Genomic DNA, 22905 nt, shown 5'->3' with positions numbered 1-22905 from the left:
TAAAGATGATGAAAACCTATCCATTAGTGACTGCCTTGGTATTGTTTTGCTCATGTCTCCTACAGGCGCAAGACAAACCTAATTTATTAATCATACATACAGATGAACATAATTTAAGAACAATTGGTGCCTACCGAAATACCATGTCAGAAGAACAGGCGATGATGTGGGGAAAGGATGTTATTGTTGAAACACCACATTTGGACAGAATAGCCAATGAAGGAGTTTTATGCAAAAACTGGTATGCGACATCACCGGTTTGTACCCCTTCAAGAGCATCTATGATGACAGGTTTATATCCTGTGGCTACAGGTTCTCCTGTAAATGATATGCCATTGAACGACGATGTGATTACGTTCGGACAGATCTTAAAAGATAACGGGTATTCTACTTCATATGTAGGAAAGTGGCACTTAGACGGAGAGGATAAGCCTGGTTTTGCTCCTAAAAGGAAGTTTGGTTTTGAACACAATCGATACATGATCAACAGAGGGCATTGGAAAGCACTTAAGGAAGAAGAGAATGGAGTGATTGTAGATCAGAAGAAGAATAAAAAAGGTCATATGGTCTTTGATCAGGATAAGGTCGATGAGAAATCTTTTACTACTGATTTCTTAGTAGATAGAGCACTAAAAATCTTAGAACAAGACAAAGACAAACCCTTTTGTTTGATGTTGTCGATACCAGATCCACATGGCCCAAACCAAGTAAGAGCACCTTACAACACGATGTACGATCATCTAACTTTTGAAGAGCCAAGAACAATTTATAAAGAAGGTGATTTATCTCCAGGTTGGGTGGCTAGAAAAGGGAAGAAACACAATACAAAACCCATCAAACAAAATGCGATGCGTCAATACTATGGAATGGTAAAATGTATTGATGATAATGTAGGTCGAATCTTAAAATTTCTAGAGGATAATGATCTAGAAAAAAATACGATCGTGATTTTCACTTCAGATCATGGAGACTTATTAAGAGAACATGGTAAAGATAACAAAGGCTTACCTTACGAAATGTCTGCTAGAGTAGCATTTATGCTTCGTTATCCATCAAAAATTAAGAAGAATAAAACAATCCAGAAGGCTTTTTCAATGGCTGATTTTACACCAACAATATTAGGGATTATGGGTGTGGATCAATCAGCTTATACTTTTCATGGTGCCAATGCAGCAAAAGACTTCACATCAAAAAAATCGGTCATAGATATGGATCGAACAGTGTATATCACTAATGCTAGAAGCAAATGGGTAGCGGCTGTCGATGCTAGATATAAGTTAGTTGTATCACCATCTGATGAACCATGGTTATTTGATTTAGAAAAGGATCCAGACGAATTAGTCAACTATTACAATGACCCTGAATACAAATCAATTGCCAAGAGGCTAAAAGATGAACTGTATCCTCAGATGAAGGAGTTTGATGAGCCTTTATTGAAGAAAGGAGGCATTTAGGTTTTAACACAAAATCGACAAAACATAACATGGTTTGTTTCGTGACCACCACTGAAGGGTTTGTAGTACTGATTTGTGTTAGTACATCTTACTTTTACAGAACATGAAATGACAAATTACTTACTTCAACCATGAAAAAACATACCAACTCTTTTCTTCTTTTCTTCTTTGGGTTATTCATCACCACAGGTGTTGTTCAGGCACAAAAAAATAAGAAGCAACCAAATATCGTATTCATCGCTATTGATGATATGAACGATTGGACAGGATTTTTAGGAGGGCATCCACAGGCTATTACTCCTAACCTAGATAAACTAGCAGAAAAAGGAGTAAATTTTACCAATGCTCACTGTTCTGCTCCGGGATGTTCACCAAGTAGAAATGCTTTGTTATATGGAATCGAACCTTTTAACTCAGGTCTGTATCCTTTCTATGAGCATGAAATCCATAATGATTTGATGAATAAGTATACAAGTTTACCAAGGTTGTTAAAAGAGAATGGTTATGCTACTTATGGTGCAGGAAAAATTCACCATGGTTTAAAAGACGATAGAAGAGAGTGGACTGGCTACCTTACAGACTTAAATACGAGAAAGGTATTTGAAGAAGGAGAAGGATATAAAGTCAACAAAAAAATGTCTTTCAGACCTACTCATAACCCAATGAGTGAGCATGTAGATTATCAAGTAGCATCTTATGGTGTGGATATCTTAGAAAAGAAACATAAAAAACCTTTCTTCTTAGCTGTAGGTATTGTGAAACCACACCTACCTTTTGATGCACCAAAGCAGTTTTTTGATGCGTTACCAGAAGAAATTTTAGCTCCAGAAATCTTAGAGACCGACTTAAGTGATATTCCTAGAGAAGGAAAATCGATGAGAAAAGCAGGTGATGATAGACGTTTTAGAAATGATGATGCTTGGGAGGATGTAAGAAGAGCATATTTAGCATGTATCTCATGGGCAGATTATAATATAGGTAGAGTAATTACTGCTTTAGAAGAAAGTGATTATGCAGATAATACAGTTGTAATTGTTTGGTCAGACCATGGTTTTCATTTAGGTGAAAAGATGTCATTTAAAAAGTTTACACTATGGGAAGAAGCGACAAGAGTTCCTTTTATCATCTATGATACAAGAGATAAAAAGGTAAAATATGGAAGAACTTATGATGAGGCGATTTCACTGATCAATGTATATAAAACTGTTGCAGATTATGCCAATGTAAAAACACCAGATTATGTAGATGGTGCATCGCTAAAAGGAATTGTTAAGCAACCTTCGAAGATATTGGATGAACCAGCAATTACTTCTTGGGGTAAAGGGAATTATGCGGTAAGAACAAAAGACTATAGATATATTCGTTATTATGATGGTACTGAAGAATTATACTTCCATACCAACGATCATAATGAATGGACTAACCTTGCCAAGGATGCAAGTTACCAAGAAAAGAAAGCCGAATTGTCAAAATACCTACCAAAAGGAGAGGCTCCATTAGTAAAAGAATATATCGTAAAATGGAGTGTTCAGGGAGAGGGACAAGAAGAATTTAAAGAAGCACCAGTAAAGAAGAAAAAGAAGAAGAAAAAAAATCTAAAATAGTGTTTCTTCGTCTTGTATTTTGATTTACTTCACAAGATGATGATGTGATATTTTTTGACTAATAAAGAGAAAATGAAATTATTACTGTTAGGACTAACAATGCTTTTCTTCACCCAGTCTGCCATTGCAACTACTTATTACGTAGATGCAAAAAATGGAAAGGACAAGAATGAAGGAACGTCAGCAAAACACGCTTTTAAAACTCTAAAGAAAATCAACCGCCTTAACCTAAAGGCAGGGGATAAAGTTTTATTAGCAAATGGAAGTGTTTTTTATGGAAATATTGAATTAGAAAACATTGCTGGCCGTAAAAATAAATGGATTGAGATTAGTAACTACCAATCCAAAGATGATAAGAGTGATGCCTTACCAATTATTGATGCAAAAGGATACTTTAATGGCATCTTAATTAAAAACAGTAGTTTTATTAAGGTGACTAATTTAGAGGTAACTGCCAATGCTGGGGGTGTTGATGAAGCTAAGGTAAACAAAAATACAATGCGCTGTGGTATCTTAGTTTTAAGTGATCAAGTAGGAGAATATGAGAATATTACCATCGACCATGTGAAAGTGAGAGACGTATTTTTAATGGACGAAGGGTTTAAAAGAGGAAAGAAAGAAACATTTACCCCCAATGGTACTCAAGGGTATGGTTGGGGAATTAGAGCACTGAATAAAGTGAAGGACTCTGGTTTTAAAAACTTATCTATTACCAACTGTGAAATTTCTAATGTAGCACACACTGGTATCAAGGTAAATGGAAAATCTCTTTCTATCAAAAACCTTGTTATAGCCAACAATAAAGTAATAGAAGTTGGTGGCCCTGGTATACAAATGAGTGGAATTAATGATGGTCATATTCATCATAACATCGTGAACAAGTCTGGTAGTAATAATGATACTAGAAAGTGGGGACGAGGTAGTGGCCTTTGGACTTGGGGTTGTGATGGTGTCTTGATTGAGAGAAATGAATTTAGAAATGCCAATGGTCCTGCAGATTCAGCAGGATGCCATATAGATTTTAATTGCTCAAATGTAATCGTTCAATATAATATTAGTGAGAACAATGCTGGAGGTTTCTGTGAGATTTTAGGCAACAACTATAACTGTGCTTACAGATATAATGTAAGTATTAATGACGGATATAGAGTAAAGAAAAAAGGTGTTGCATCTCAAGAAGGAAAAATCTTTTGGTTAAGTGGTTTTAATGGAAAAGGACGCCAAAGAAAAGGCCCTTACAATAGCTACTTCTATAATAATACGATCTATGTAAAGAGTGATATTCTTGTGAAAATTGCTGTAGATAGAGCATCAAAAGGGGTCTTGATTGCGAACAATATTTTTTACTTCGAAGGCGAAAGCAAGCAAGTACTAGGAGATCAATACAAACCTGAAGAAGAAGGAGAAGTATTGGTAGAGAATATCGTATTTAAGAATAATTTATACTTAAAAAAGGAAAATTGGCCAGTAGAATCTCCTATCGCAGATAGCCAACCAGAATTTGGTAATCCAGAATTCAAGAATAAAAATGGTAACCTTCCAACTGATTTTATGCCTACTAATTCTGCATTAGTAAAAAATAAAGGAATTGAGATTGAGAAAATTCCAGGGGATAAGAAGGGGTTATATATCGGAGAAAAAGTAGAGAAGGATATTCTTGGCAATCCAATAAAAGATGCTCCAGATTTAGGAGCCATTGAAATGAAATAACAGGCCTAACTTCTCAATAAGATGAAACTGAAAAAAATTATCTTCTTTCTTGGCTGTTTATGTAGTGGAACATTATTGTACGCTCAAGATCAGGAAAGACCTAATATTCTTTTTATCGCTTTTGATGATTTGAGACCTCAAATTGGTGCATATGGAGAACCTGAGCCACTTACACCAAATATTGATGCCTTAGCAAATCAAGCGGTGCAGTTTAACAGAGCATATGTAAACTATCCATTGTGTAGCCCTTCAAGAGCGGCGATGATGACTGGCGTCCGGTTTAATAACAAAACTTGGATTGATGGGAAGAAATTTAAATTCCAAGAGCAAATTCAAGTACAAAAAACTTGGCCAAATCAGTTGAGATCCAATGGTTATTGGACAGCTACTAGTGGAAAGATATATCATGGAAATGTTCCTACTTCTGAAAAAGAGAGCTGGGATATACCTGGAAAATATTGGAAAGGAAAATACCATGATGGTGGTGAGAAAATTGAAAGTAAAATCGTAGAAATTGGTGGGAGAGCTGATCAAATAAAAACATATTATGAGAAGGACTCTGGGCCTGCATCTTTGATGTATGCCGCTGTTGATGGACCAGATGAACTACTTAATGATGGTAAGACGGCTAGAGATGTTATCTCTTTCATCAAAGAGAAAAGGGATAAATCTAAACCTTTTATGATTTCGTGTGGTTTTGCTCGTCCCCATATGCCGTGGGTAGCACCAAAGAAGTACTTTGATATGTACCCACAAGATGCAGGAAAGCTAGCGTATGTACCCAAAAATGCAGATCGAGATCTAACAAAAGATCCATATCAAGGTCGAAAAGGTAGTGAGATATGGAATGAGGGAGTAGATGATGAGACTGCACAAAAGTTGATTCGAGGATATATGGCAAGTACCACTTATGCTGATGCACAAATGGGGAGAGTAATACAGGCGTTAAAAGAGGAAGGCCTGTATGATAATACGATTATTGTCGTTTGGGGAGATCATGGTTACCATTTAACGGATCATGGTAAATGGAGAAAAAATACTGGATACCATGTCGCTTTAAGATGTCCATTAATTATAAAATTACCACATTCTAAAGAAGGAAAACAGGTAGAAAATATTGTTCAAAATATCGATATCTACCCAACTATAATGGAGTTGGCTGGAGTTACCTTACCAGAAGAAATAAAGCTTCACGGTAATAGCTTAGTGCCATTACTTACTCAGAAAAACCCAAAATGGGAAAATATAACATTTACTTGTGCCAAAGATAGCTATGGTGTGGTAACTGACCGTTACAGGTTTACGATTACACCTGATGGAAAACGTTACCTCTATGATTTAAAGAAGGATCCACATGAATGGGAAAATCTAGCAAAAGACAAAAAATACAAGCAATTAATGGCTGAGTATGAGGAGAAAATGAAATCCGTTGTTTGGAATAAGCCAGCAGCATCATTATAAACATTGAGGATTATGAAAACTTTAGCTCTATTCATTAGTCTATTTTTTGTATCACATCTTGCGTTTTGTACCACTTATTATGTAGATGCAAATAATGGAAAAGATAAAAATAATGGCACTTCTAAGAAGTCGGCTTGGAAAACGATTTGGAAGGTCAATCAACAAACTTTTCAACCTGGAGATCAGATTCTATTTGCTGCAGGTACAACCTATGAAGGACAGTTAATGCCTAAAGGATCTGGTAAAAAAGGGAAAGTTATTTCTATAGATAGATATGGTAAAGGCGATCATCCTCAAATTAATGGTTTAGGGTATAAAGAGTCTACTCTTTATTTGTACAATGTAGAGTATTGGGAGGTTAGAAACCTGAAGATTACGAATAAAGGAGTAAAGCCTGCAGCAAAGAGAAGAGGAGTAGTGGTAAGAGCCGAGAACTTTGGAGACTGTCATCATATAGTATTAGAAGGACTTGAAATATTTGATGTAAATGGTCTTTTGGAAAAGAAAAAAGGTGGCGGTTCTGCGATCCTTTGGCAGAATATGGGAAATGAAGTGAAAACTCGATTTATAGATCTTCAAATTCTGAACAACTATATGCACCATTGTGAGAGAAATGCAATCAATTCAAAAGGAAATATCAAAAGAACAGCTTGGTACCCTAGTTTGGAAGTGGTGGTTCGAGGAAACTTAATTGAGAATATCCCTGGAGATGGCATTGTTCCATTAGGATGTGATGGAGCTTTGATCGAATACAATGTGATTAGAAAAGGCATTGACTCTATGCCAAAAGGTGATGCAGCTGCAGGTATTTGGCCTTGGAGTAGTGACAATACACTAGTACAATTTAATAGTGTAAGTGATCATAGAGCAAAGTGGGATGGTCAAGGCTATGATTCTGATTTTAACTGTAATAATACTACTTTCCAATACAACCTAAGTTACGATAATTGGGGCGGTTTTATTCTTATTTGTAATAATGGCTTTAAGTTAGGACAGCCAATGAATCAAGGAACGAAGAATACCGAAGTAAAATATAACTTAAGTATTAACGATGGAATTCGTCCGTATAAGGCTCACAATAAGCGATTCTTTGCTCCTACTTTCCATATTACTGGACCAGTTGAGAACACTAATATTCATCATAATATTGTCGTTATTCCGGATAAGGAAAATCCAGAAATGGAAAACCATGTTGTAGAATTTCAAGATTGGGGCAAGAAGTACCCAGTCCAAACACTTTTCGAAAAGAATGTAGTTAGAAACCAATCTGAAGCAAAGATTCTTCCTCGAGGAGCAATAGAATTTGAAAGGAAAGAAAATGATATACAAAAGGATTTTAATTATGAAGAGCGAAATCCACAAAAGATCTTAGATTCTCTTAAAGATCACCCACTCTTCGAAAATGATGAAGAGTTTATGAAGCTCTATCACTTTGTAGAGAGAACAGTAAAAAATGGTGATTTTAGAGACAAGAAATACCAATAATTTCTATCTTTATCCAGGCCTACGGTACGAATCGTAGGCTTTTTTATTATTTCAAGTCGCTAGGTAGGCAGCCATACTTATTTACGAATAATTTGCTGAAATGTGTCATACTACTAAAACCTAACTGATAAGTGCAATCAGAAACATTATAAGCTCCATTAGTGAGCCATGAATGTGCTTTTTGTAATTTGTAATCATTAGTGTATTTCAAAATAGATTGACCTATGACCTCTTTGAACAGTTTACGTAATTTACTGTAGCTACACTGAGCTATTTCTGCTATTTGTTCAGGTGTGATTTTTTCCTCAAAATTCTCTTCTATATAGTCTTTCACTTTAAATACTCTTTCTACATCGACATCAGGCAATAACCTTGGGAAAGCCTGTACACCAAACCTGTAGGCCACTTTATTGGCAAAGTTATACAATAGCTTATAAGTAAGGTAGTCTAATTTTAAGAGTTCAATTTCGTTATTGAAGTCACATTCCTTTATCTCTTTCAGTACTTCTACAGATGCACTAGAAATATTCTCATAGATAATAAATGGATCCTTTGTATCTAGTAACTGAGTTGTGAAATTTTGATTATTGACATTGTACTTTTCAATAAAATTTCGAGTGAGTTTTATTGTAATAAATGATATTTCCTGATGCCCTTCAAAATAAAATACTTCATCTCTTTTTAGGTTAGACCAATATTTTTTATTCTTGATTTGATAGGCTGCATCAATGTCATTGGTCAGCTGAAAAGGTGTTAAGAAATAGACAATAACGAATACATTTTCATGTAAACTTCTTCGAATAATTCTGATTGGTTCTTCTAAATAGGCATTGAATTGGGTGATCTCTAGGTCTGCATTGATTTGATGCCCTTTGGCAAATATTTTTTCTTCATTAAGATGGATGTTTAAAGAGTCATCAGTAGTGACACCATCAAACCGATCGGACAAACTTCTAAAGACCTCTTTGTATGAAATTTCATCGATATAGACTTCTCTCATTTTGATTCAAATTTGAGGTAAAACTAATTGCATTCATCCAGCTTTACTGATGATAAACATTACCATAAATGATTTCATGTCATAATATATTGTAAATCAGTAGAGATTGACTTGTTGAAATTTTAACAATAAGATATCAAAAAGAGAGAATTATAAATCAATAACTAAGACTGATATATTGTTTGAATACTGACATTTGTATCATCACAAAAACAAAATATAGAGATGAACACATTACAAGAATCAGTACAAAAAGTACAAGCCAATATCCTGAGTTACCAACAACATATTGATGATATTAAGGAGGTTACTGATAAAAAGAAAACAGAGTTAAAGGCTGAAGCATCATTAAAAATTAATGATACGATTCTTCAGAAAGAGATCGATGCATTAGAAAGTTTAAATCATATAGAAACAACATCAAAAGATATTATTGATAAGGTGACGAATATGAACAAAGCACTTCTTGATTTTTCAGAAAATACCAATGATAAAATTTTGGATTCTTTAAAAGAAAATGCTGAAGAAATGATAAGTAACTCAAACTTATTAAAAGCGGAAGCCAAAAATGAAATTACAGAGAAAACAGTAGACGAGTTGATCAATTTACAAGATCACTTGGAAGAGTTGATTTGTAAAGGAAGAAATTTATTAGATGAAATGAGTGATTCTTCGAAATTAAATGTCGATAAGGCCTCTCAAAATTTAGAAAGAGTAGTGTCAAAAACAGGGGATATAGTAGAAGATATTTCCAACAAACTGATTTATTAATTCTGATGTATTAAAGTGTCTAGAAGCCAAATATTTATGTATTTGGCTTCTCTTTTTTTATTATAAGATGGTCTCATAATGTTCTACTGTTGGGAAGGGGTCATAATAATGATGCAACTTTGCTTTCCATTGCTGATATACATCAGATTGTCGAAAGTCAACCGTATGGTTTTCTAATGTTTCCCAGTTCACTAACAAGATATATTTGTTTTCTACTTCCAAACACTTTTTTAAAGTATGGTTATGATAGCCTTGAATAGAACTAATATATTGACCCGCCTCTTTAAAATCCCTCTCAAAATCGTTCTCTTCACCTTGTTTTACTTGAAGAATAGCAACTTCTAAAATCATAGTATAAAATTCATTTGTTAGTATATAAAAAAAGGAGAGAAATACTTTCCCTCCTATATGTTTAATTGATTCTTGTGGCGGTTTTGGTAATTTCATAATTACCTTGTAGATCTTGGTATACTTTTACATTCCAAGCTTTTCCATTATCCATCAAGAAGTCGATATCATAATTCCTACCACTGACAATTTGTGTCCTCAGGTGGGTGATTTTATCTAGTTTTGCTGAAGTGTTCATTTGTTTTAGCACATAGTCGAGCGCTTTTTCAGCTTCTGGAGTCACTTCCGACTCGCTCCAACCACCTACTAATTGTTCTTGTTTGTGGCTTTCGTCGTTTTTAGCATTATCACCTCCACAGCTTGAAAAAAATACAACAGTAACTAATAGAAATAAGGTATGTTTTAATGAGTTCATCTATTAAGAGATTAATGTTTTGAGTTGATTGTACTTATAAAAATACAATTTATTTTTTCATACCAATTAAAAGTAGAGAATCTTTTTCCTCAAATTCAGAATATTCTTCCAAAAAGATTAACTCAAATTGTTGTCCGAAGAACTTGTTTAACGATTCCTTTGTATGACAGTTCACTAACAAGCCCTTAAAGTATTCTGTTTCTTCTCCCTTCCAGAACGAATGACAGATGATACCTTTATCATTTAGTAAATCAAATTGTCTGTGGATGGAATGTTGTAACTCTTCATCAGTTAGGTGATGTAGCACTTTATTGGAATAGATAGCATCAAATTTCTGTGCTGTAAGTAGGGTAGAAGCATCCAAGTGTAAGAATGTCCCATTAGGAAATTTTTTAGCAAGGCGTTGGATAAACTCTTTAGAAAAATCTGATCCAGTGACTTGATAAGTTGCACTAAGTATCTCCCAGTCTGTTCCAGGGCCAGAGCCAATTTCTAGAACAGAAGATGTTGGTTGAAGATACGTAATAAGTTGATCTATTAAGGCTTTTCCATTCACATCTTTAGCCTTCTGGATGTACTCATCTACAGATTCTTTTGTTTTGTAGTATTCCCCTTTCATATTTATTGATTGTTTAGGATTAACTACACAAAAATACCTCATTATCTATTTAGTTGTGTAGATAATGAGGTATTTATTTTTAAGCTAAAAAAGACTGTATGGCATCATAGGCATTTTTTTGAAAACCTTCATTTTTTAAACTACCAAAAAATGAACTTTGCTCCACCATAGGACCTGCAGTTACTTTTTCTTTACTGGCGTAAAATCCGCCATTTGAAAGAGTTGGATCTTGTATACTATCAACAAAACGTTGACTGCCTTTCTGTAAACTGTGTGTCATTCCCATAAGAGGTAAAAGAAAAGGCATCATTATATAGTCGAACATAAATTTCTGAAAGAATGGAAGTTCCTTGGTGAAAGAGGTCCCTTGTGTACCCCCTGGACTCACTGTAATCAGTTGAATATGCGGATGCTGTTTTGCCATGTAAGAAATCCATAATGCACCTATATATTTTACAAGAGAATAGGCCTCCATATTGTCCATAGAATCACCAAAGTATTGCCCGTTTAATATGGAGGTGAACTCTTGAACAGAATTATTGAGTGCTGGTCTTTTAACACCTAGCACTTTAACACCTCTTGCGGCTTCTGTCCCAGCAAAAAGTACGGTATTATTGATTCTTCCAAGTTTAAGCAGTTCTTCTACAAGGACCACATGGCCTAGTAAATTTGATGCTGATATAAAAGTGACACCATCTTTGGTAATTTGTTCGGGAGAGCTTCCCGCTAATCCCCCAGCATTTAATATAACCGCATCAATGGGATCGTAAATGTACTTTAGAGCATCTTTGACACTGTCTATATTAGCAACATCCATGATGATAATTTCGAAAATACTCCGACCTGTAGACTTTTCAAGATCATCTTTGGCTAATATTGCTCGGTCAAGGTTTCTACAAACCAAATAGATTTTTTCAGTAGTATCTAGCAGTGCTAGTTGTCTTGCTGTTTCTTTTCCAATTCCCGAATTGGCTCCTGTAATTAAGATTGTTTTGTTCATAATAGCTGAAGTAATATAATTTCTTAATCACAAAATTAGAGCTCAGGGTCAATATAAATTTGTAGTATTGGTTTAAAGAAATGTAGTTTTGGTTCAAAGATGTGTACAATGTTATCATTGAATCAAAGAAAATAAAACGGCACTTTCAGCATGTATTTTTGTTGAATCAAAAACAGGAACTTCGAAATCAAAATTATTAATCAATAAAGGTAAATTGATTGCTCCTAAAACGATACCTTCAATACCTTGTTGAATAGCTTTTTGCGTTATATGCATAACTGTTTCTTTTGATTCAGGGGTAGTAATCCCAATAGATAATTCGTTATTAATGATTTCATGAACGATTTCTATATCCTCTTCATTTGGAGTAATCACTTCAATATTAAAATCTCTTTGAAGAATTTCTTTGTAGACACCGTCTGTCATGGTAGACTTCGTACCAAGTAAAAGTACTTTATTAATATTTTTCTTGTTGATTGACTTGCCTGTTGCCTCAGCGATATGTAAAAACGGTATATCTGTATTTTCTATAATATCAGTACTACATTGATGCATTGAGCTAGTACAAAGGACAATAACATCTGCCTTAGCATTTTGGAGGTTAATGGCTGCATCAGTAATATGTCTCGTTAAGCCATCCCAATCGTTTTTGTGTTGAAGTCGATCAATTTCTGAAAAATCCAATGATTCCATAATGCATTTAGCAGAGTGAAGACCACCAAGAAGTTCCTTTACTTTTTTGTTAATTATCTGATAGTAGATCTGAGAATATTCCCAGTTCATACCTCCGATTAATCCAATTTTCTTCATTTTAAGTTCGTTTTTGGGTAAACTACGATACTAAGTCCCGGTTATTATTTAAGTGCAAATAACAGTTTAAATATACGTTGTTAAGGGATACCTTTAGATATCATCAATATGTACTATTAGGAGTAGTCTTAACGAGAAGATGGCAATTAAATTCTTGTTGTTATTGGGTTACAATCAATTCGTAAGTATTTGGGTTAGTGCCTAAATAGAACAATATCAAAACGGTAATTTATTAAACTGAATAGAGGGTAACTAATGATAGAACAAATGTTCTACTTGTAAAATTCCAACTTATATTATTAATGAAATAAATAGTCATATTCCAACTACAAATGTAAAACAAAAACGACCCCTCAGAAAAAATGAGTACAACAATTTTCTGTAAAAAAGACAATTCATTGAAATCTTTATACCTGTAATTTGAATTGTTCTACTCTTAAAATACTCCCTTCCTTGATCAGTAAGCATTTTTATGAATATGCTACGTTTTTGTAAAAAGGCCTTAGTTTATGAAGATTTTCTGTATTCAACTGGGCTATAACCCGTTTTGCTTTTAAATAGTTTACTAAAATGCTGAGGGTATTCAAAGCCCAAACTATAGGCTACTTGACTTATAGATTCTGATGAACTTAATAATCTTGTTTTGGCTTTATTAATCACAAAATTATAAATATGTTCTTGTGCACTTTTGCCGGTTTCTTTTCTTAGCATATCACTCAAATAATGTGAGGACATATTGAGTTCGGTAGCACAATATTTTACAGTAGGTATCCCCAGATCTAAGTGTAATTCATCTATGTAATAACTTTTCAGTAGTTTTTCAAATTTAGAGAAGGCGTCCTTATTGAGGTTCGTTCTGGTATAGAATTGTCTGTCAAAGTATCTAGTACAGTATTTTAGAACCATCTCAATATTTGAAATGATCAATTCTTGACTGTGTCGGTCAATATTATTCTCATATTCTCTTTCAATTTTCTGAATAAGCTCAGTTAGGATTTGTTTTTCATCATTTGAAAGATGCAATGCTTCATTGGCTTCGTAAGAGAAGAATGTATAATTATCGATAGACTCTCCTAAGGGAGATTTTCTAATTAAATCCGGGTGAAATATTAACATCCACCCTTCTTCTCCATCAGTTCCCTCATTTTCAGAATAACTTAATGATTGACCAGGTTTCGAAAAAACTAAGGTGCCTTCTTGAAAGTCGTATGAATTACGTCCATATGTAATTGCACCACTCACTCCAGTCTTTAAGCTGATCTGATATAAATCCATTACATAGGTGTAATCACCATAATTATATTGTGATAATAAACTCATAGGAATCACTGATACTAATGGATGCTTGGGTTTTTGAATGTCCAAGCTATTGTGTATTTGCGTAATAGAGTTTATTTCTACGATATTATTTTTCATAACATGCTATTTGTTCAAACTTTCAACACGATCTTTTAAGTTATGGCAGAGTCGCTCATAGGCCCTTTGTACTGGAGAAGGATTCCAGAAAGGAACTCCTATTCCTTTATAGTCTTCATGAATGGTCAATTTACTTCCACTTTCAGTTTGATCAATAATGTAGCAGTGATTATACGTAAGAATCCCCGGAATCCCACCCCCTTGATTAAGTAATCGATTGGTTTCTATTTTCAATACTTTTGAAGGAATAATACTTTGGTTTTCACTGTCTTGGTGGAATTCATATTCAACGGTTTCTCCGACATTTAAATTCCCTTTGACTGGTATCAGCACAGTGTTCCATTCCCTGTATTGATCTTTATTCATTAAAACTTTCCAGATTTGCTCGGGCGTAGCATTAATTTTTATTTCTGTATGGACAGATTTATTACCTAAGAAATATAACACAATAATGATAACTAAAGGAATTCCGATGATCAATATCCATTTTGAGTTGATTATTTCCATGATTCTTGAAATTAATTAAAGTTGAGGTGTAGATTACTTTTAAGCAAGACCGACTAATTCATTGCTTAATGCCACTAATTTCTTGGCAGTATTGAGGTCTCTTGCATTTGGATTGGGTGAAGTCATTGGCCAACCGCCTTTTTTACATTCCTTATCTCTATACAAAACGCTGTGCTGACTAAAGTAGGCTCCAGAATGCTTTGGAGCATCATCAGAAAGTAAAACATGTAGAGAAGTTTGTGCAGATTCCTCATTACTATTTGTTATTGAGTTACTAAAAGGTAGTAATAAAATTCTTAATATCTTCATCATACTTCCGTTTCCACCAAAATTACTTCTTGCCCACCCAGGGTGTACAGACGCGGTACTAACATCAGTATTTTTTAACCTATCAGCCAATTCTAGTGCGTATAGGTTAACAGCTACCTTGGCCTCACAATAAGCATCCACACTATTATACTTTCTACTCTTCCAATGAATATCATCTAAGTGCACTTGATATCTTTTTTTAGGACTACCTGCATGCCCTACAGAAGACAATATTCCTATTCTTGAACCTTTAGTTGATATAAGAAGCTCTAATAGTAATTCTGTTAATAAGAAATGCCCGAAATAGCTTACTCCAATTGACATTTCAAATCCATCTTTTGTGTATTTCGCTTTGTCTCCGGAAAATAGAGCTCCAGCATTACACATAAGACCGTCTAATTTTGAGTAATTTTCTTTGAACCTTTCTACAAACTCTCTTACAGATTGTAAATCTGAAAAATCTACTTTTGAAACTTCAAAACTTCCTTTTAATGATAGAAATGATTCTGCAGCAAGCAAGCCGGCATCAACTCTTCTGCAGGCCATAATCACATGAGCACCTTGAGTAATCAGCTGCTTTGAAGTTTCTAAGCCGACCCCAGAATTTGCTCCTGTTACGATATATATTTTTCCTTGTAAATCTTTTTGTAAAGTTGAAGGATCACACCAAATAACATTTTTATTAGCCATAGTTTTTATTATTAAGATGAATATTTATTGTACCATTCGATCATCGCTTCAGGGTGTTCTGAATAGTAGGTATAACCTCTAAATCGCTCGTCTGTTCCTTCTATCCAATAAAGTTTCTTTTCTTCAATTGGTAGGGCATTAAAAATAGATTGTACATCTTCCGGAAAAGTCGCTTTATCATTTTTTACTTGAGTCATAAAAGTAGGAACTTTGACGGCTTTTGCATCAAGAATAGGTGAGGAGTCTTCTGTTCTAAAACCAAATTTCTGTCTGTATACTTCTTCGAAGACTTTTTCTCCTTTTGCTCCTAGATACATGGTTTTGCATAACTTTTTTACTAATGCTTCTCCAGAGATAGGTTGAATAAGCATCATTGATTTTATTCCCTCAAAGGCTTTTGGATGTTTATTCATTGCCACTAAAGTAGCATTTCCACCTAAGCACATACTATGTAGATGTATTTCCATGTTTTTAGTATCCTCTCGTTCTCTGATGTAGGATAAAGAACCTAGAACGTCTTTATATTCAAAGAATTTTGGATTATACGCTCCATTTTGTGACGGAGCACTAAAGCCATGGTTTCTAAGATCATAGGCTAACACATTATAGCCTGCATCTGTTAATGCTTTATATTTAGGAAGAAAATTTACTTCAAAACCACCTGCATTTTGCCATGGTTTTAGATGGCCCGCATAGCCATAACGGTTACCTGGAGAGAAGTGATTACATATCACTACTTTGTTAGATTTTTCTTTGGCAGGAATAAACCATCCCTCTAATACTACGCCATCTGTAGCCTTAAATGAGATATCTTCATAGTTCATCCCATATTCGTCAGGTCTTCTTAAAATTGGAGATCTTCGAACAGTAGCAATCATTGGTACTATTCTGTTCATTATCATTTTAGTAATCATGCTTTTACGGTTTAGAATTATGATTTCGGTAACGGTATAAAGCAAAATTACTCGATGTGAATCCTAATAATGTATACATATCGGAGCATTATGTATACATATTGAATGCATAGAAATATTGGTGATTGTATGGTGTTTCTAAATGAGTTTTATTGGGTAGGAGATCTATTAGTCTACATGAACAGCCTCTTTTTTGTCTCGATGAACTTTAAACAGAAATGTTTTTAACTCATTGAATTCTTCAATTTCTTTTGGAATTTGAAATTGTCCATTGCCTGAAAAACTATTGGATTGCTTTCCTTTTATTAATAACCCGTATCTATTTTCTTTTATCAGTTTTATATCTTCCCAATTGATAGAAATGCTATGTTTTTGCGAGCTATTCTTTACTTGTTCCCAATTGATTTTTAGAATACCTGATAGTGATGGAGGGGTAGTGGTATCAATAATTTTTGATACTCCTTCTGTATTTACTTTAATAATAAGACTTTGATAATATAATTTTTTGAAACCATACATAAACCACAATATTCCACCAGAGATAAGTACCGTAAAGATAGAACTGATAGCTACGATTAAGAGTGTGTTTGTGCCTCCTTTTATAGTGAAAATTTGTAGAGGAATATAAACAGCCAAGGTAATCAATAGTATTTTGACCGCTTTTTTAAGATCTCTTTTTGAAACATTAGAAATTTCGCCTGCTTTGATTCTAAGTATCCTGTTCATAAGTTATAGTGTAGTTTTTTAAGTAATCACAATCCTCAATTTACGATATTTTGGGGTAATATTAAAATGGGGATTTATGATTAATTATTACTGATTTTTAGTAATGTATTCTACACTAGAGTAGTCAAAGGATATTGATGTATGATAAAAAACGACATTATGTTGAAACTCAAACAATGTGTCTTCAGTAAGATTAAAAGTAACCTTTTAGGTTTCACAGCTTAAATTATTTCTTTAAACTATTAATTATAGATAAAATCATGAAATCCTTTTTCTTAAATATCCTTCTGTATGTTTGTGTCCTATTTTTATTAGGAGGTATCGGAGGACAGGTATCAGCTGAACTTGGAGCAATATTATTAATAATATGGGGTGTAGGTTTTCCAATATTTAGGTTCAGTAAATGGAGAAAAAATAAACCTCAAAGAGAAGAGAAAAAATTACAAAATGAATTATCTAAACAGGAACTTAAGCGAGAAAAGGAATTAGATAAGGTGATTCGTTTAACCAATAACTTTACAAGAATGACTGTACAGTTAGAATCAGTCTTTGATTTTAAGTTACACAAACAAATAGAATTACTGTCACAAAACGGATATCAGATGTCGGGGAATATTTATCAAAAACCTGGCTTAATTTCAAAAAGACTTTTTTGTGTATCAATGATTAAGGTACAATCCTAAAATAGAATCATTACTTAAAGTAAACGATTGTATGTTATTAGTATTTCTCTCAAATTATTGTCTATGATAACTTATAAACATTCACTGGGAGTTCGATGCCTTTTAATGGAATATGGCCAAGTTCCTCTGTCTCTATCTCTGAACTATTAATTTCAGTATAGACGCTTTCTGAAATCAATAATTGACTATTGTATTTTTTATTCAATGGTTCTATGCGAGCAGCGATAATAACATTTTTCCCTGTGATCGAATAACTTTTTCTGGTATCATTACCCAGATTACCCGCAACTATATCTCCTGTATTTAATCCTATTCCTACTCTGATTTTGGGTATATGCCCTATTTCTGATAAATGTTTAATCTTATCTAATATATCAAATGAGGCATTAACGGCATCTTGAGCATGTGTTGTATTTGCTCTTGGAGCACCAAAAACAGCCATTAAACCATCACCTAATAATTGCAGAACATTACCATGATGTACTCTGATAATATCAATTAAGGCACTAAAAACCACGTTTTGAATATGTGCTACTTCTGATGGAGGTCTTGAATCAGCTAGCAATGTGAAATCTCTAATATCAAGAAACATAATCGTTGCTGAATATTGTTTACTTTCTATTTCTTTTTCACTGTCGATCATCTCGGCAGCAATTTCTCTAGAAACCTGTTGTCCAAATAATCCTTCAATTTTGTGAAGCATTTTTTTAGTGACTTCTTGTTCTTGTTTTAATAGTAATTCTGCTTTTGTGGTAGTAGAAACGAAGTAATAAATCAACAGTGAAAGTACCATAAATACAGTGACACCACTGATCAAATAGTAATTTTTAAGTAGGTTAATGTCGATAGAATAGACACCTTCCTGACAAAAAAGAAACAACAATATAAAAGCGGTAATTACAGTGATCAATAGAGAAATCTGAGTCCTAAGTTGCCATTGAGAATTAAAAAAGGAGAGACCAGCGAGATAGATCAACCAAAAATAAGCACCAATATCCCAACTTAAATAATAAGTGGTGACGACCTGATGGAAAAGTAATTCCAGGAATGCCCAAAGGAAGGCAAAATTGTGTTTTCCTCTTCTGTTTAGAATCAGTGCTATTAAAAATGCGGGCACACTAAATACTGCATTGAAGGTGACCAATTCGTGGATACCAAGCTCATAAAACATTGGAATTCCCATCGCATGAGCAATCATCCCAAATAAATAGGCAGCTTGTGTGATATAATAAAACTGTTTATTCTTTGCTAAAACATGACGTTTGGAAAAGAACCAGATTTGAAGATGAGTTAAGTGTTTCATCTTTAATAAGTATCGTTAATTTTGGACGAAAGACAGCTGTAATTGATATTTTGTTTTAACTGTATAAGTAGTTAATCGATTACGTTATGTATTGTTTCATAAAAGAAAGAATACATAACGTAATATACTATTTTGAATGATCAAACATCATTTATTCTTTAATTATTCTGTAAGTCTCAATCTCTCCAAATGTCTTAAAACCTAATTTGGAATAGATAGGTTCACCCATTTTTGAAGCATGCAATACACAATGTTCTGCTTCTTGTGCTTTCGCTTCTTTTAATAACCTTTCCGTAATACTTTTTCCTACTCCTTTTCCTCTGCCTTCTGGTATGGTTCCAATCATGTGCAATCCGGCAATACCTCTAGGGTCAAAATAAACCATTCCGCACCCTAATGTAGTACTCTCTTCTTGAAAGATAAATAATCGGACATTGGATGAATGTTGTAAAATAGCATTCACGACTTTGCCATCAACAGTATATCCAAATGATTGGGATGCTGTTGCTGCAAAACTATAGGCATCTTCCTTAGTAGTGACCTGTTTAATAAAATTATTTTCGCCCATTGGTTTTACTTCCTTTGTATCAATCGCCATGTTTTTCTGACTCATGATATATTGAAAACTATCGTTGTTTTCTAAGGAATTAGGAGATTGAATTGTAAGACCTTCAGGAAGTTCATTACTTTTAGTTTTTTCAATTACATCCAAAAGGACTTCTTTTTTATCAATAATGCGGAACACTCTTTTGGGCCAATCGGATTGCTGCATAAATACCGATGAGTACTGATCTGTCTTTGTTAAAGTATTTGTGATCTCACCGATATGTTCCCAAAGATCAAAGAGGTTTTGTATGATTAAATGATTCATTTGTACTTACTTTTTCTGATTATTTATCCATTCCTCTTTTGTGATTTTGTACCAATTATGTGGCTCATTATCATACATAAATGTACCTGAAAGCTTTAACCCAATCTTCTTTAGAACGGTATTGGAGGCAATATGATCAATTTCAGCAGCTCCACAGATCTCTTCTAAATTCAATTTTTCAAAACCATATTTTAATGAGGCAAGGGCTGTAGTAGTTGCAATGCCTTTACCCCAATATTTCTTTCGGAGTCTGTAACCGATATCATAATAGTTAAACTCAGTTCTTAACTCTTCTTCATATTTAAGGCCAGTCCAACCTACAAAATCATTGGTGGCTTTATCAATGACTGCCCAACGTCCTATTCCATTTGTTTTGTATTGGCCTGTAATATAGTCTACAACTTTCTGGGCTTCTTCGATGGTTTTTATTGGTCTTTTTCCTAAAAATTCATGCACTTCAGGGTCAGAATCTAAAAGAAAAATACCTTCAAGATCTTGTTGTTCAAGGTCTCTGACAATTAGTTCATCTGTTTCAAAATGGATATTCATAATTAGTATTTAATTTTAGGTTTTATTTATTGTAAGTCAAATTTAATATCACTTCTTAGGTTCTCTTAATATTTTCTCCATTTTTTTTCCTTTTGCGAGTTCATCAACCAGTTTATCTAAATATCTGGCTTTCTGTGTTAATTCAAACTCTATTTCTTCCACTCTGTAACCACAAATTACTCCTGTAATTAGGTGTGCATTAGGGTTAATTTGAGCTTGTTCAAAGAAAGTTTCAAAAGTGATGTTAGCGTCGGCCATCTCTTGCACTTTGGAAGCATTAAAGCCTGTTAGCCATTCAATAACCTGATGTAATTCTTCTATGCTTCTTCCTTTCTTTTCGACTTTTGTGATATAATGAGGATAAACTGAAGCAAATGTCATCTTCGCAATGCGATCATTTTGTTCTTGAGTTGCTTTCATATGGCAAAAAGTTAGAGAGGTAATAATTATTTCAATGATCCAATTTACCTTATTCTCTTTTGCATTCAAAGTACGTTATTAAAGTATTGATTTTGAAAAAAGCCCTGTCCCAAAAAATGAGACAAGGCTTGTGATCTATTAGATATAGCATGGACTTATAAATACTCGGTATTCACTTTTCGAAACGATAAATGTTTCGAAATGATGCTCTCTGATGATTAGATGATTATAAATATCAAAAGGTTCATGATCATCAATCAACCAAAGTGAATCTTCTTTTGTAAGGTTATCAAGTTCTTTATTCAATACTTTGATTCTTTGTTCTTCTTGAATTTTTCTTAAATCGAGTATACTTAAAGTTATGTTCATAGTATTTGGTTTATAATGACCCAATCATTTTTTCAGGTACTACCCATTTTTCAAATTCTTCTTCGGTTAGTAGTTGAAGGGCAAGTGCGGCTTCTTTTAATGTTGTATTTTCTGCATGCGCTTTTTTTGCAATTTTTGCAGCATTATCATATCCTATATGAGTATTCAGTGCAGTAACTAGCATTAGTGAATTATTGAGGTGTTCGTTAATTCTGATAATATTTGGTTCAATACCAATTGCACAGTTGTCATTAAATGCTTGACATGCGTCTCCTAGTAGAGTAGCTGACTCTAAGTAGGCTTGAATCATTACTGGTTTATAAACATTAAGCTCAAAATGACCATTTGCACCAGCAAATGAAATCGTTGTATCATTACCCATTACTCTTGCACAAACCATTGTTAGTGCCTCAACTTGAGTGGGGTTTACTTTACCAGGCATAATTGATGACCCTGGTTCATTGGATGGAATAATAAGTTCACCAATTCCAGATCTAGGACCAGAAGCTAAGAGTCGTATGTCATTGGCAATTTTTGTTAAGCTTACTGCAAGTTGTTTTAAGGCTCCATGCGATTCAACTATGGCATCATGTGCTGCAAGTGATTCAAATTTATTAGGAGCTGTGATAAATGGTAACCCTGTTAATGAGGCTATCACTTGAGCTACTCTTTCAGTATAACCTTTAGGTGTATTTAGCCCAGTTCCAACAGCAGTTCCACCTAAGGCTAATTCAGATAAATGAGTTAATGAGCCTTTTAAACTTTTTAATCCATAATTTAATTGAGCAACATAACCTGAGAACTCTTGACCTAGTGTAATTGGGGTGGCATCCATCCAGTGTGTTCTACCGATTTTAACAACATTACTCATTGCCTTAGATTTCTCAGCCAATGTATCTCTAAGAGTTTCTACCTGAGGAATAGTTTTCTCAACAATTTTTTTGTAAGCAGCAATATGCATTGCTGTTGGAAAAGTATCATTTGATGATTGTGACTTATTTACATCGTCATTTGGATGTATCGTTCTTTGTCCTTCACCAAGTGTTTTACCTTCTAAAGTATGACATCTATTGGCAACCACTTCATTACAGTTCATATTAGACTGAGTACCCGATCCAGTTTGCCAAACAACTAATGGAAAATGACTATCTAATTTACCTGAGATCACTTCATCACAAGCCATTTCAATTAATTTACTTTTCTCTTTTGGTAGCACACCTAATTCAGCATTAGTGATAGCGGCGGCTTTTTTTAAGTATCCAAAAGCATGAATTATTTCTTTTGGCATTGAGGCGGGAGCTCCTATGGGGAAATTCTGAATGGAACGTTGTGTTTGGGCTCCCCAGTATTTATCTACTGGTACATTCACCTCACCCATGGTGTCTTTCTCAATTCTGTAATCCATAATATAAGAATAGTTAATTTAGAATTAGTCTTAATAAAAACAAATATAGTAAAATTGGATTACTAG

Annotated in this window: 24 protein-coding genes; 7 read left to right on the top strand and 17 right to left on the bottom strand. The window is 33.9% G+C overall.

Annotated features, from left to right (window positions below):
- Positions 1-5 precede the first annotated feature (5 nt).
- The 5 genes from HGP29_RS09810 to HGP29_RS09790 all read left to right on the top strand — a co-directional run bounded on the left by HGP29_RS09810 (position 6) and on the right by HGP29_RS09790 (position 7714).
- Positions 6-1454, top strand: a complete 1449-nt coding sequence (locus HGP29_RS09810) for a sulfatase family protein (RefSeq protein WP_168882222.1) — start codon at positions 6-8, stop codon at positions 1452-1454.
- Positions 1455-1585: 131 nt separating this feature from the next.
- Entirely contained in the window at positions 1586-3058 is a 1473-nt protein-coding gene (locus HGP29_RS09805) for a sulfatase (RefSeq protein WP_168882221.1), read from the top strand.
- Between the two features lie 72 nt (positions 3059-3130).
- A complete protein-coding gene (locus tag HGP29_RS09800) occupies positions 3131-4768 on the top strand; it encodes a right-handed parallel beta-helix repeat-containing protein (protein ID WP_168882220.1) in 1638 nt (545 codons plus the stop codon).
- A gap of 21 nt (positions 4769-4789) precedes the next feature.
- Positions 4790-6229 carry a sulfatase gene (locus HGP29_RS09795; protein ID WP_168882219.1) on the top strand — a complete coding sequence of 480 codons (1440 nt, stop codon included), beginning with the start codon at positions 4790-4792 and terminating at the stop codon, positions 6227-6229.
- 12 nt (positions 6230-6241) lie between these two features.
- Entirely contained in the window at positions 6242-7714 is a 1473-nt protein-coding gene (locus HGP29_RS09790; protein WP_168882218.1) for a right-handed parallel beta-helix repeat-containing protein, read from the top strand.
- 46 nt (positions 7715-7760) lie between these two features.
- Here the strand turns inward: HGP29_RS09790 and HGP29_RS09785 are convergent, their stop codons facing one another.
- On the bottom strand, positions 7761-8714 hold the full coding sequence (locus tag HGP29_RS09785; RefSeq protein ID WP_168882217.1) for a helix-turn-helix transcriptional regulator: 954 nt from the start codon (positions 8712-8714) through the stop codon (positions 7761-7763).
- 225 nt (positions 8715-8939) lie between these two features.
- On the opposite strand from HGP29_RS09785, the gene HGP29_RS09780 reads away from it, so the two are divergent.
- Positions 8940-9485: a hypothetical protein gene (locus HGP29_RS09780; RefSeq protein WP_168882216.1), complete on the top strand. Its 546-nt coding sequence runs from the start codon at positions 8940-8942 to the stop codon at positions 9483-9485.
- 60 nt (positions 9486-9545) lie between these two features.
- On the opposite strand, the gene HGP29_RS09775 is transcribed toward HGP29_RS09780, so the two are convergent.
- The 10 genes from HGP29_RS09775 to HGP29_RS09730 form a co-directional block, all read right to left on the bottom strand.
- On the bottom strand, positions 9546-9836 hold the full coding sequence (locus HGP29_RS09775; RefSeq protein ID WP_168882215.1) for an antibiotic biosynthesis monooxygenase family protein: 291 nt from the start codon (positions 9834-9836) through the stop codon (positions 9546-9548).
- A 61-nt stretch (positions 9837-9897) separates the two neighbouring features.
- Entirely contained in the window at positions 9898-10248 is a 351-nt protein-coding gene (locus tag HGP29_RS09770; protein WP_168882214.1) for a cystatin domain-containing protein, read from the bottom strand.
- Between the two features lie 49 nt (positions 10249-10297).
- Positions 10298-10867: a class I SAM-dependent methyltransferase gene (locus HGP29_RS09765; protein WP_168882213.1), complete on the bottom strand. Its 570-nt coding sequence runs from the start codon at positions 10865-10867 to the stop codon at positions 10298-10300.
- 79 nt (positions 10868-10946) lie between these two features.
- Positions 10947-11867 carry an SDR family NAD(P)-dependent oxidoreductase gene (locus tag HGP29_RS09760; RefSeq protein WP_168882212.1) on the bottom strand — a complete coding sequence of 307 codons (921 nt, stop codon included), beginning with the start codon at positions 11865-11867 and terminating at the stop codon, positions 10947-10949.
- Positions 11868-11981: 114 nt separating this feature from the next.
- Positions 11982-12677: an aspartate/glutamate racemase family protein gene (locus HGP29_RS09755; RefSeq protein ID WP_168882211.1), complete on the bottom strand. Its 696-nt coding sequence runs from the start codon at positions 12675-12677 to the stop codon at positions 11982-11984.
- Positions 12678-13184: 507 nt separating this feature from the next.
- A complete protein-coding gene (locus tag HGP29_RS09750) occupies positions 13185-14093 on the bottom strand; it encodes a helix-turn-helix domain-containing protein (RefSeq protein WP_168882210.1) in 909 nt (302 codons plus the stop codon).
- A gap of 6 nt (positions 14094-14099) precedes the next feature.
- Positions 14100-14600: an SRPBCC domain-containing protein gene (locus HGP29_RS09745; RefSeq protein WP_168882209.1), complete on the bottom strand. Its 501-nt coding sequence runs from the start codon at positions 14598-14600 to the stop codon at positions 14100-14102.
- A gap of 39 nt (positions 14601-14639) precedes the next feature.
- Positions 14640-15599, bottom strand: a complete 960-nt coding sequence (locus tag HGP29_RS09740) for an SDR family NAD(P)-dependent oxidoreductase (RefSeq protein ID WP_168882208.1) — start codon at positions 15597-15599, stop codon at positions 14640-14642.
- An 11-nt stretch (positions 15600-15610) separates the two neighbouring features.
- A complete protein-coding gene (locus HGP29_RS09735; protein ID WP_211093253.1) occupies positions 15611-16495 on the bottom strand; it encodes an alpha/beta hydrolase family protein in 885 nt (294 codons plus the stop codon).
- 186 nt (positions 16496-16681) lie between these two features.
- Positions 16682-17239 carry a hypothetical protein gene (locus tag HGP29_RS09730; RefSeq protein WP_168882206.1) on the bottom strand — a complete coding sequence of 186 codons (558 nt, stop codon included), beginning with the start codon at positions 17237-17239 and terminating at the stop codon, positions 16682-16684.
- Positions 17240-17499: 260 nt separating this feature from the next.
- Here HGP29_RS09730 and HGP29_RS09725 point away from each other — a divergent pair, with 260 nt between their 5' ends.
- Positions 17500-17922 (top strand): hypothetical protein, encoded by a 423-nt coding sequence (locus tag HGP29_RS09725; RefSeq protein ID WP_168882205.1) that lies wholly within the window; start codon positions 17500-17502, stop codon positions 17920-17922.
- A 61-nt stretch (positions 17923-17983) separates the two neighbouring features.
- On the opposite strand, the gene HGP29_RS09720 is transcribed toward HGP29_RS09725, so the two are convergent.
- From HGP29_RS09720 to fumC, 6 genes are all read right to left on the bottom strand, one after another.
- A complete protein-coding gene (locus HGP29_RS09720; protein WP_168882204.1) occupies positions 17984-19225 on the bottom strand; it encodes an adenylate/guanylate cyclase domain-containing protein in 1242 nt (413 codons plus the stop codon).
- Positions 19226-19376: 151 nt separating this feature from the next.
- On the bottom strand, positions 19377-20096 hold the full coding sequence (locus tag HGP29_RS09715; protein ID WP_168882203.1) for a GNAT family N-acetyltransferase: 720 nt from the start codon (positions 20094-20096) through the stop codon (positions 19377-19379).
- Positions 20097-20102: 6 nt separating this feature from the next.
- A complete protein-coding gene (locus HGP29_RS09710) occupies positions 20103-20645 on the bottom strand; it encodes a GNAT family N-acetyltransferase (RefSeq protein ID WP_168882202.1) in 543 nt (180 codons plus the stop codon).
- Between the two features lie 48 nt (positions 20646-20693).
- Positions 20694-21065, bottom strand: coding sequence for a DUF2200 domain-containing protein (locus tag HGP29_RS09705; protein WP_168882201.1), 372 nt, complete (start codon positions 21063-21065; stop codon positions 20694-20696).
- 138 nt (positions 21066-21203) lie between these two features.
- The gene (locus tag HGP29_RS09700) at positions 21204-21434 is read right to left on the bottom strand and encodes a DUF2249 domain-containing protein (protein ID WP_168882200.1); all 231 of its coding nucleotides are present in this window, start codon (positions 21432-21434) and stop codon (positions 21204-21206) included.
- 10 nt (positions 21435-21444) lie between these two features.
- Positions 21445-22839, bottom strand: a complete 1395-nt coding sequence (gene fumC, locus HGP29_RS09695) for a class II fumarate hydratase (protein WP_168882199.1) — start codon at positions 22837-22839, stop codon at positions 21445-21447.
- Positions 22840-22905: the final 66 nt, after the last annotated feature.

It is taken from the genome of Flammeovirga agarivorans (assembly GCF_012641475.1).
GTDB lineage: Bacteria > Bacteroidota > Bacteroidia > Cytophagales > Flammeovirgaceae > Flammeovirga > Flammeovirga agarivorans.
Note: the sequence above shows the minus strand (reverse complement) of the source record. Positions and strands in the feature narration are given on the sequence as shown.

Bases quoted from the DNA above. Each gene is read 5' to 3' on its own strand.
- HGP29_RS09810 (WP_168882222.1), top strand. From the start codon at position 6: ATGATGAAAACCTATCCATTAGTGACTGCCTTGGTATTGTTTTGCTCA.
- HGP29_RS09805 (WP_168882221.1), top strand. From the start codon at position 1,586: ATGAAAAAACATACCAACTCTTTTCTTCTTTTCTTCTTTGGGTTATTC.
- HGP29_RS09800 (WP_168882220.1), top strand. From the start codon at position 3,131: ATGAAATTATTACTGTTAGGACTAACAATGCTTTTCTTCACCCAGTCT.
- HGP29_RS09795 (WP_168882219.1), top strand. From the start codon at position 4,790: ATGAAACTGAAAAAAATTATCTTCTTTCTTGGCTGTTTATGTAGTGGA.
- HGP29_RS09790 (WP_168882218.1), top strand. From the start codon at position 6,242: ATGAAAACTTTAGCTCTATTCATTAGTCTATTTTTTGTATCACATCTT.
- HGP29_RS09785 (WP_168882217.1), bottom strand. From the start codon at position 8,714: ATGAGAGAAGTCTATATCGATGAAATTTCATACAAAGAGGTCTTTAGA.
- HGP29_RS09780 (WP_168882216.1), top strand. From the start codon at position 8,940: ATGAACACATTACAAGAATCAGTACAAAAAGTACAAGCCAATATCCTG.
- HGP29_RS09775 (WP_168882215.1), bottom strand. From the start codon at position 9,836: ATGATTTTAGAAGTTGCTATTCTTCAAGTAAAACAAGGTGAAGAGAAC.
- HGP29_RS09770 (WP_168882214.1), bottom strand. From the start codon at position 10,248: ATGAACTCATTAAAACATACCTTATTTCTATTAGTTACTGTTGTATTT.
- HGP29_RS09765 (WP_168882213.1), bottom strand. From the start codon at position 10,867: ATGAAAGGGGAATACTACAAAACAAAAGAATCTGTAGATGAGTACATC.
- HGP29_RS09760 (WP_168882212.1), bottom strand. From the start codon at position 11,867: ATGAACAAAACAATCTTAATTACAGGAGCCAATTCGGGAATTGGAAAA.
- HGP29_RS09755 (WP_168882211.1), bottom strand. From the start codon at position 12,677: ATGAAGAAAATTGGATTAATCGGAGGTATGAACTGGGAATATTCTCAG.
- HGP29_RS09750 (WP_168882210.1), bottom strand. From the start codon at position 14,093: ATGAAAAATAATATCGTAGAAATAAACTCTATTACGCAAATACACAAT.
- HGP29_RS09745 (WP_168882209.1), bottom strand. From the start codon at position 14,600: ATGGAAATAATCAACTCAAAATGGATATTGATCATCGGAATTCCTTTA.
- HGP29_RS09740 (WP_168882208.1), bottom strand. From the start codon at position 15,599: ATGGCTAATAAAAATGTTATTTGGTGTGATCCTTCAACTTTACAAAAA.
- HGP29_RS09735 (WP_211093253.1), bottom strand. From the start codon at position 16,495: ATGAACAGAATAGTACCAATGATTGCTACTGTTCGAAGATCTCCAATT.
- HGP29_RS09730 (WP_168882206.1), bottom strand. From the start codon at position 17,239: ATGAACAGGATACTTAGAATCAAAGCAGGCGAAATTTCTAATGTTTCA.
- HGP29_RS09725 (WP_168882205.1), top strand. From the start codon at position 17,500: ATGAAATCCTTTTTCTTAAATATCCTTCTGTATGTTTGTGTCCTATTT.
- HGP29_RS09720 (WP_168882204.1), bottom strand. From the start codon at position 19,225: ATGAAACACTTAACTCATCTTCAAATCTGGTTCTTTTCCAAACGTCAT.
- HGP29_RS09715 (WP_168882203.1), bottom strand. From the start codon at position 20,096: ATGAATCATTTAATCATACAAAACCTCTTTGATCTTTGGGAACATATC.
- HGP29_RS09710 (WP_168882202.1), bottom strand. From the start codon at position 20,645: ATGAATATCCATTTTGAAACAGATGAACTAATTGTCAGAGACCTTGAA.
- HGP29_RS09705 (WP_168882201.1), bottom strand. From the start codon at position 21,065: ATGAAAGCAACTCAAGAACAAAATGATCGCATTGCGAAGATGACATTT.
- HGP29_RS09700 (WP_168882200.1), bottom strand. From the start codon at position 21,434: ATGAACATAACTTTAAGTATACTCGATTTAAGAAAAATTCAAGAAGAA.
- fumC (WP_168882199.1), bottom strand. From the start codon at position 22,839: ATGGATTACAGAATTGAGAAAGACACCATGGGTGAGGTGAATGTACCA.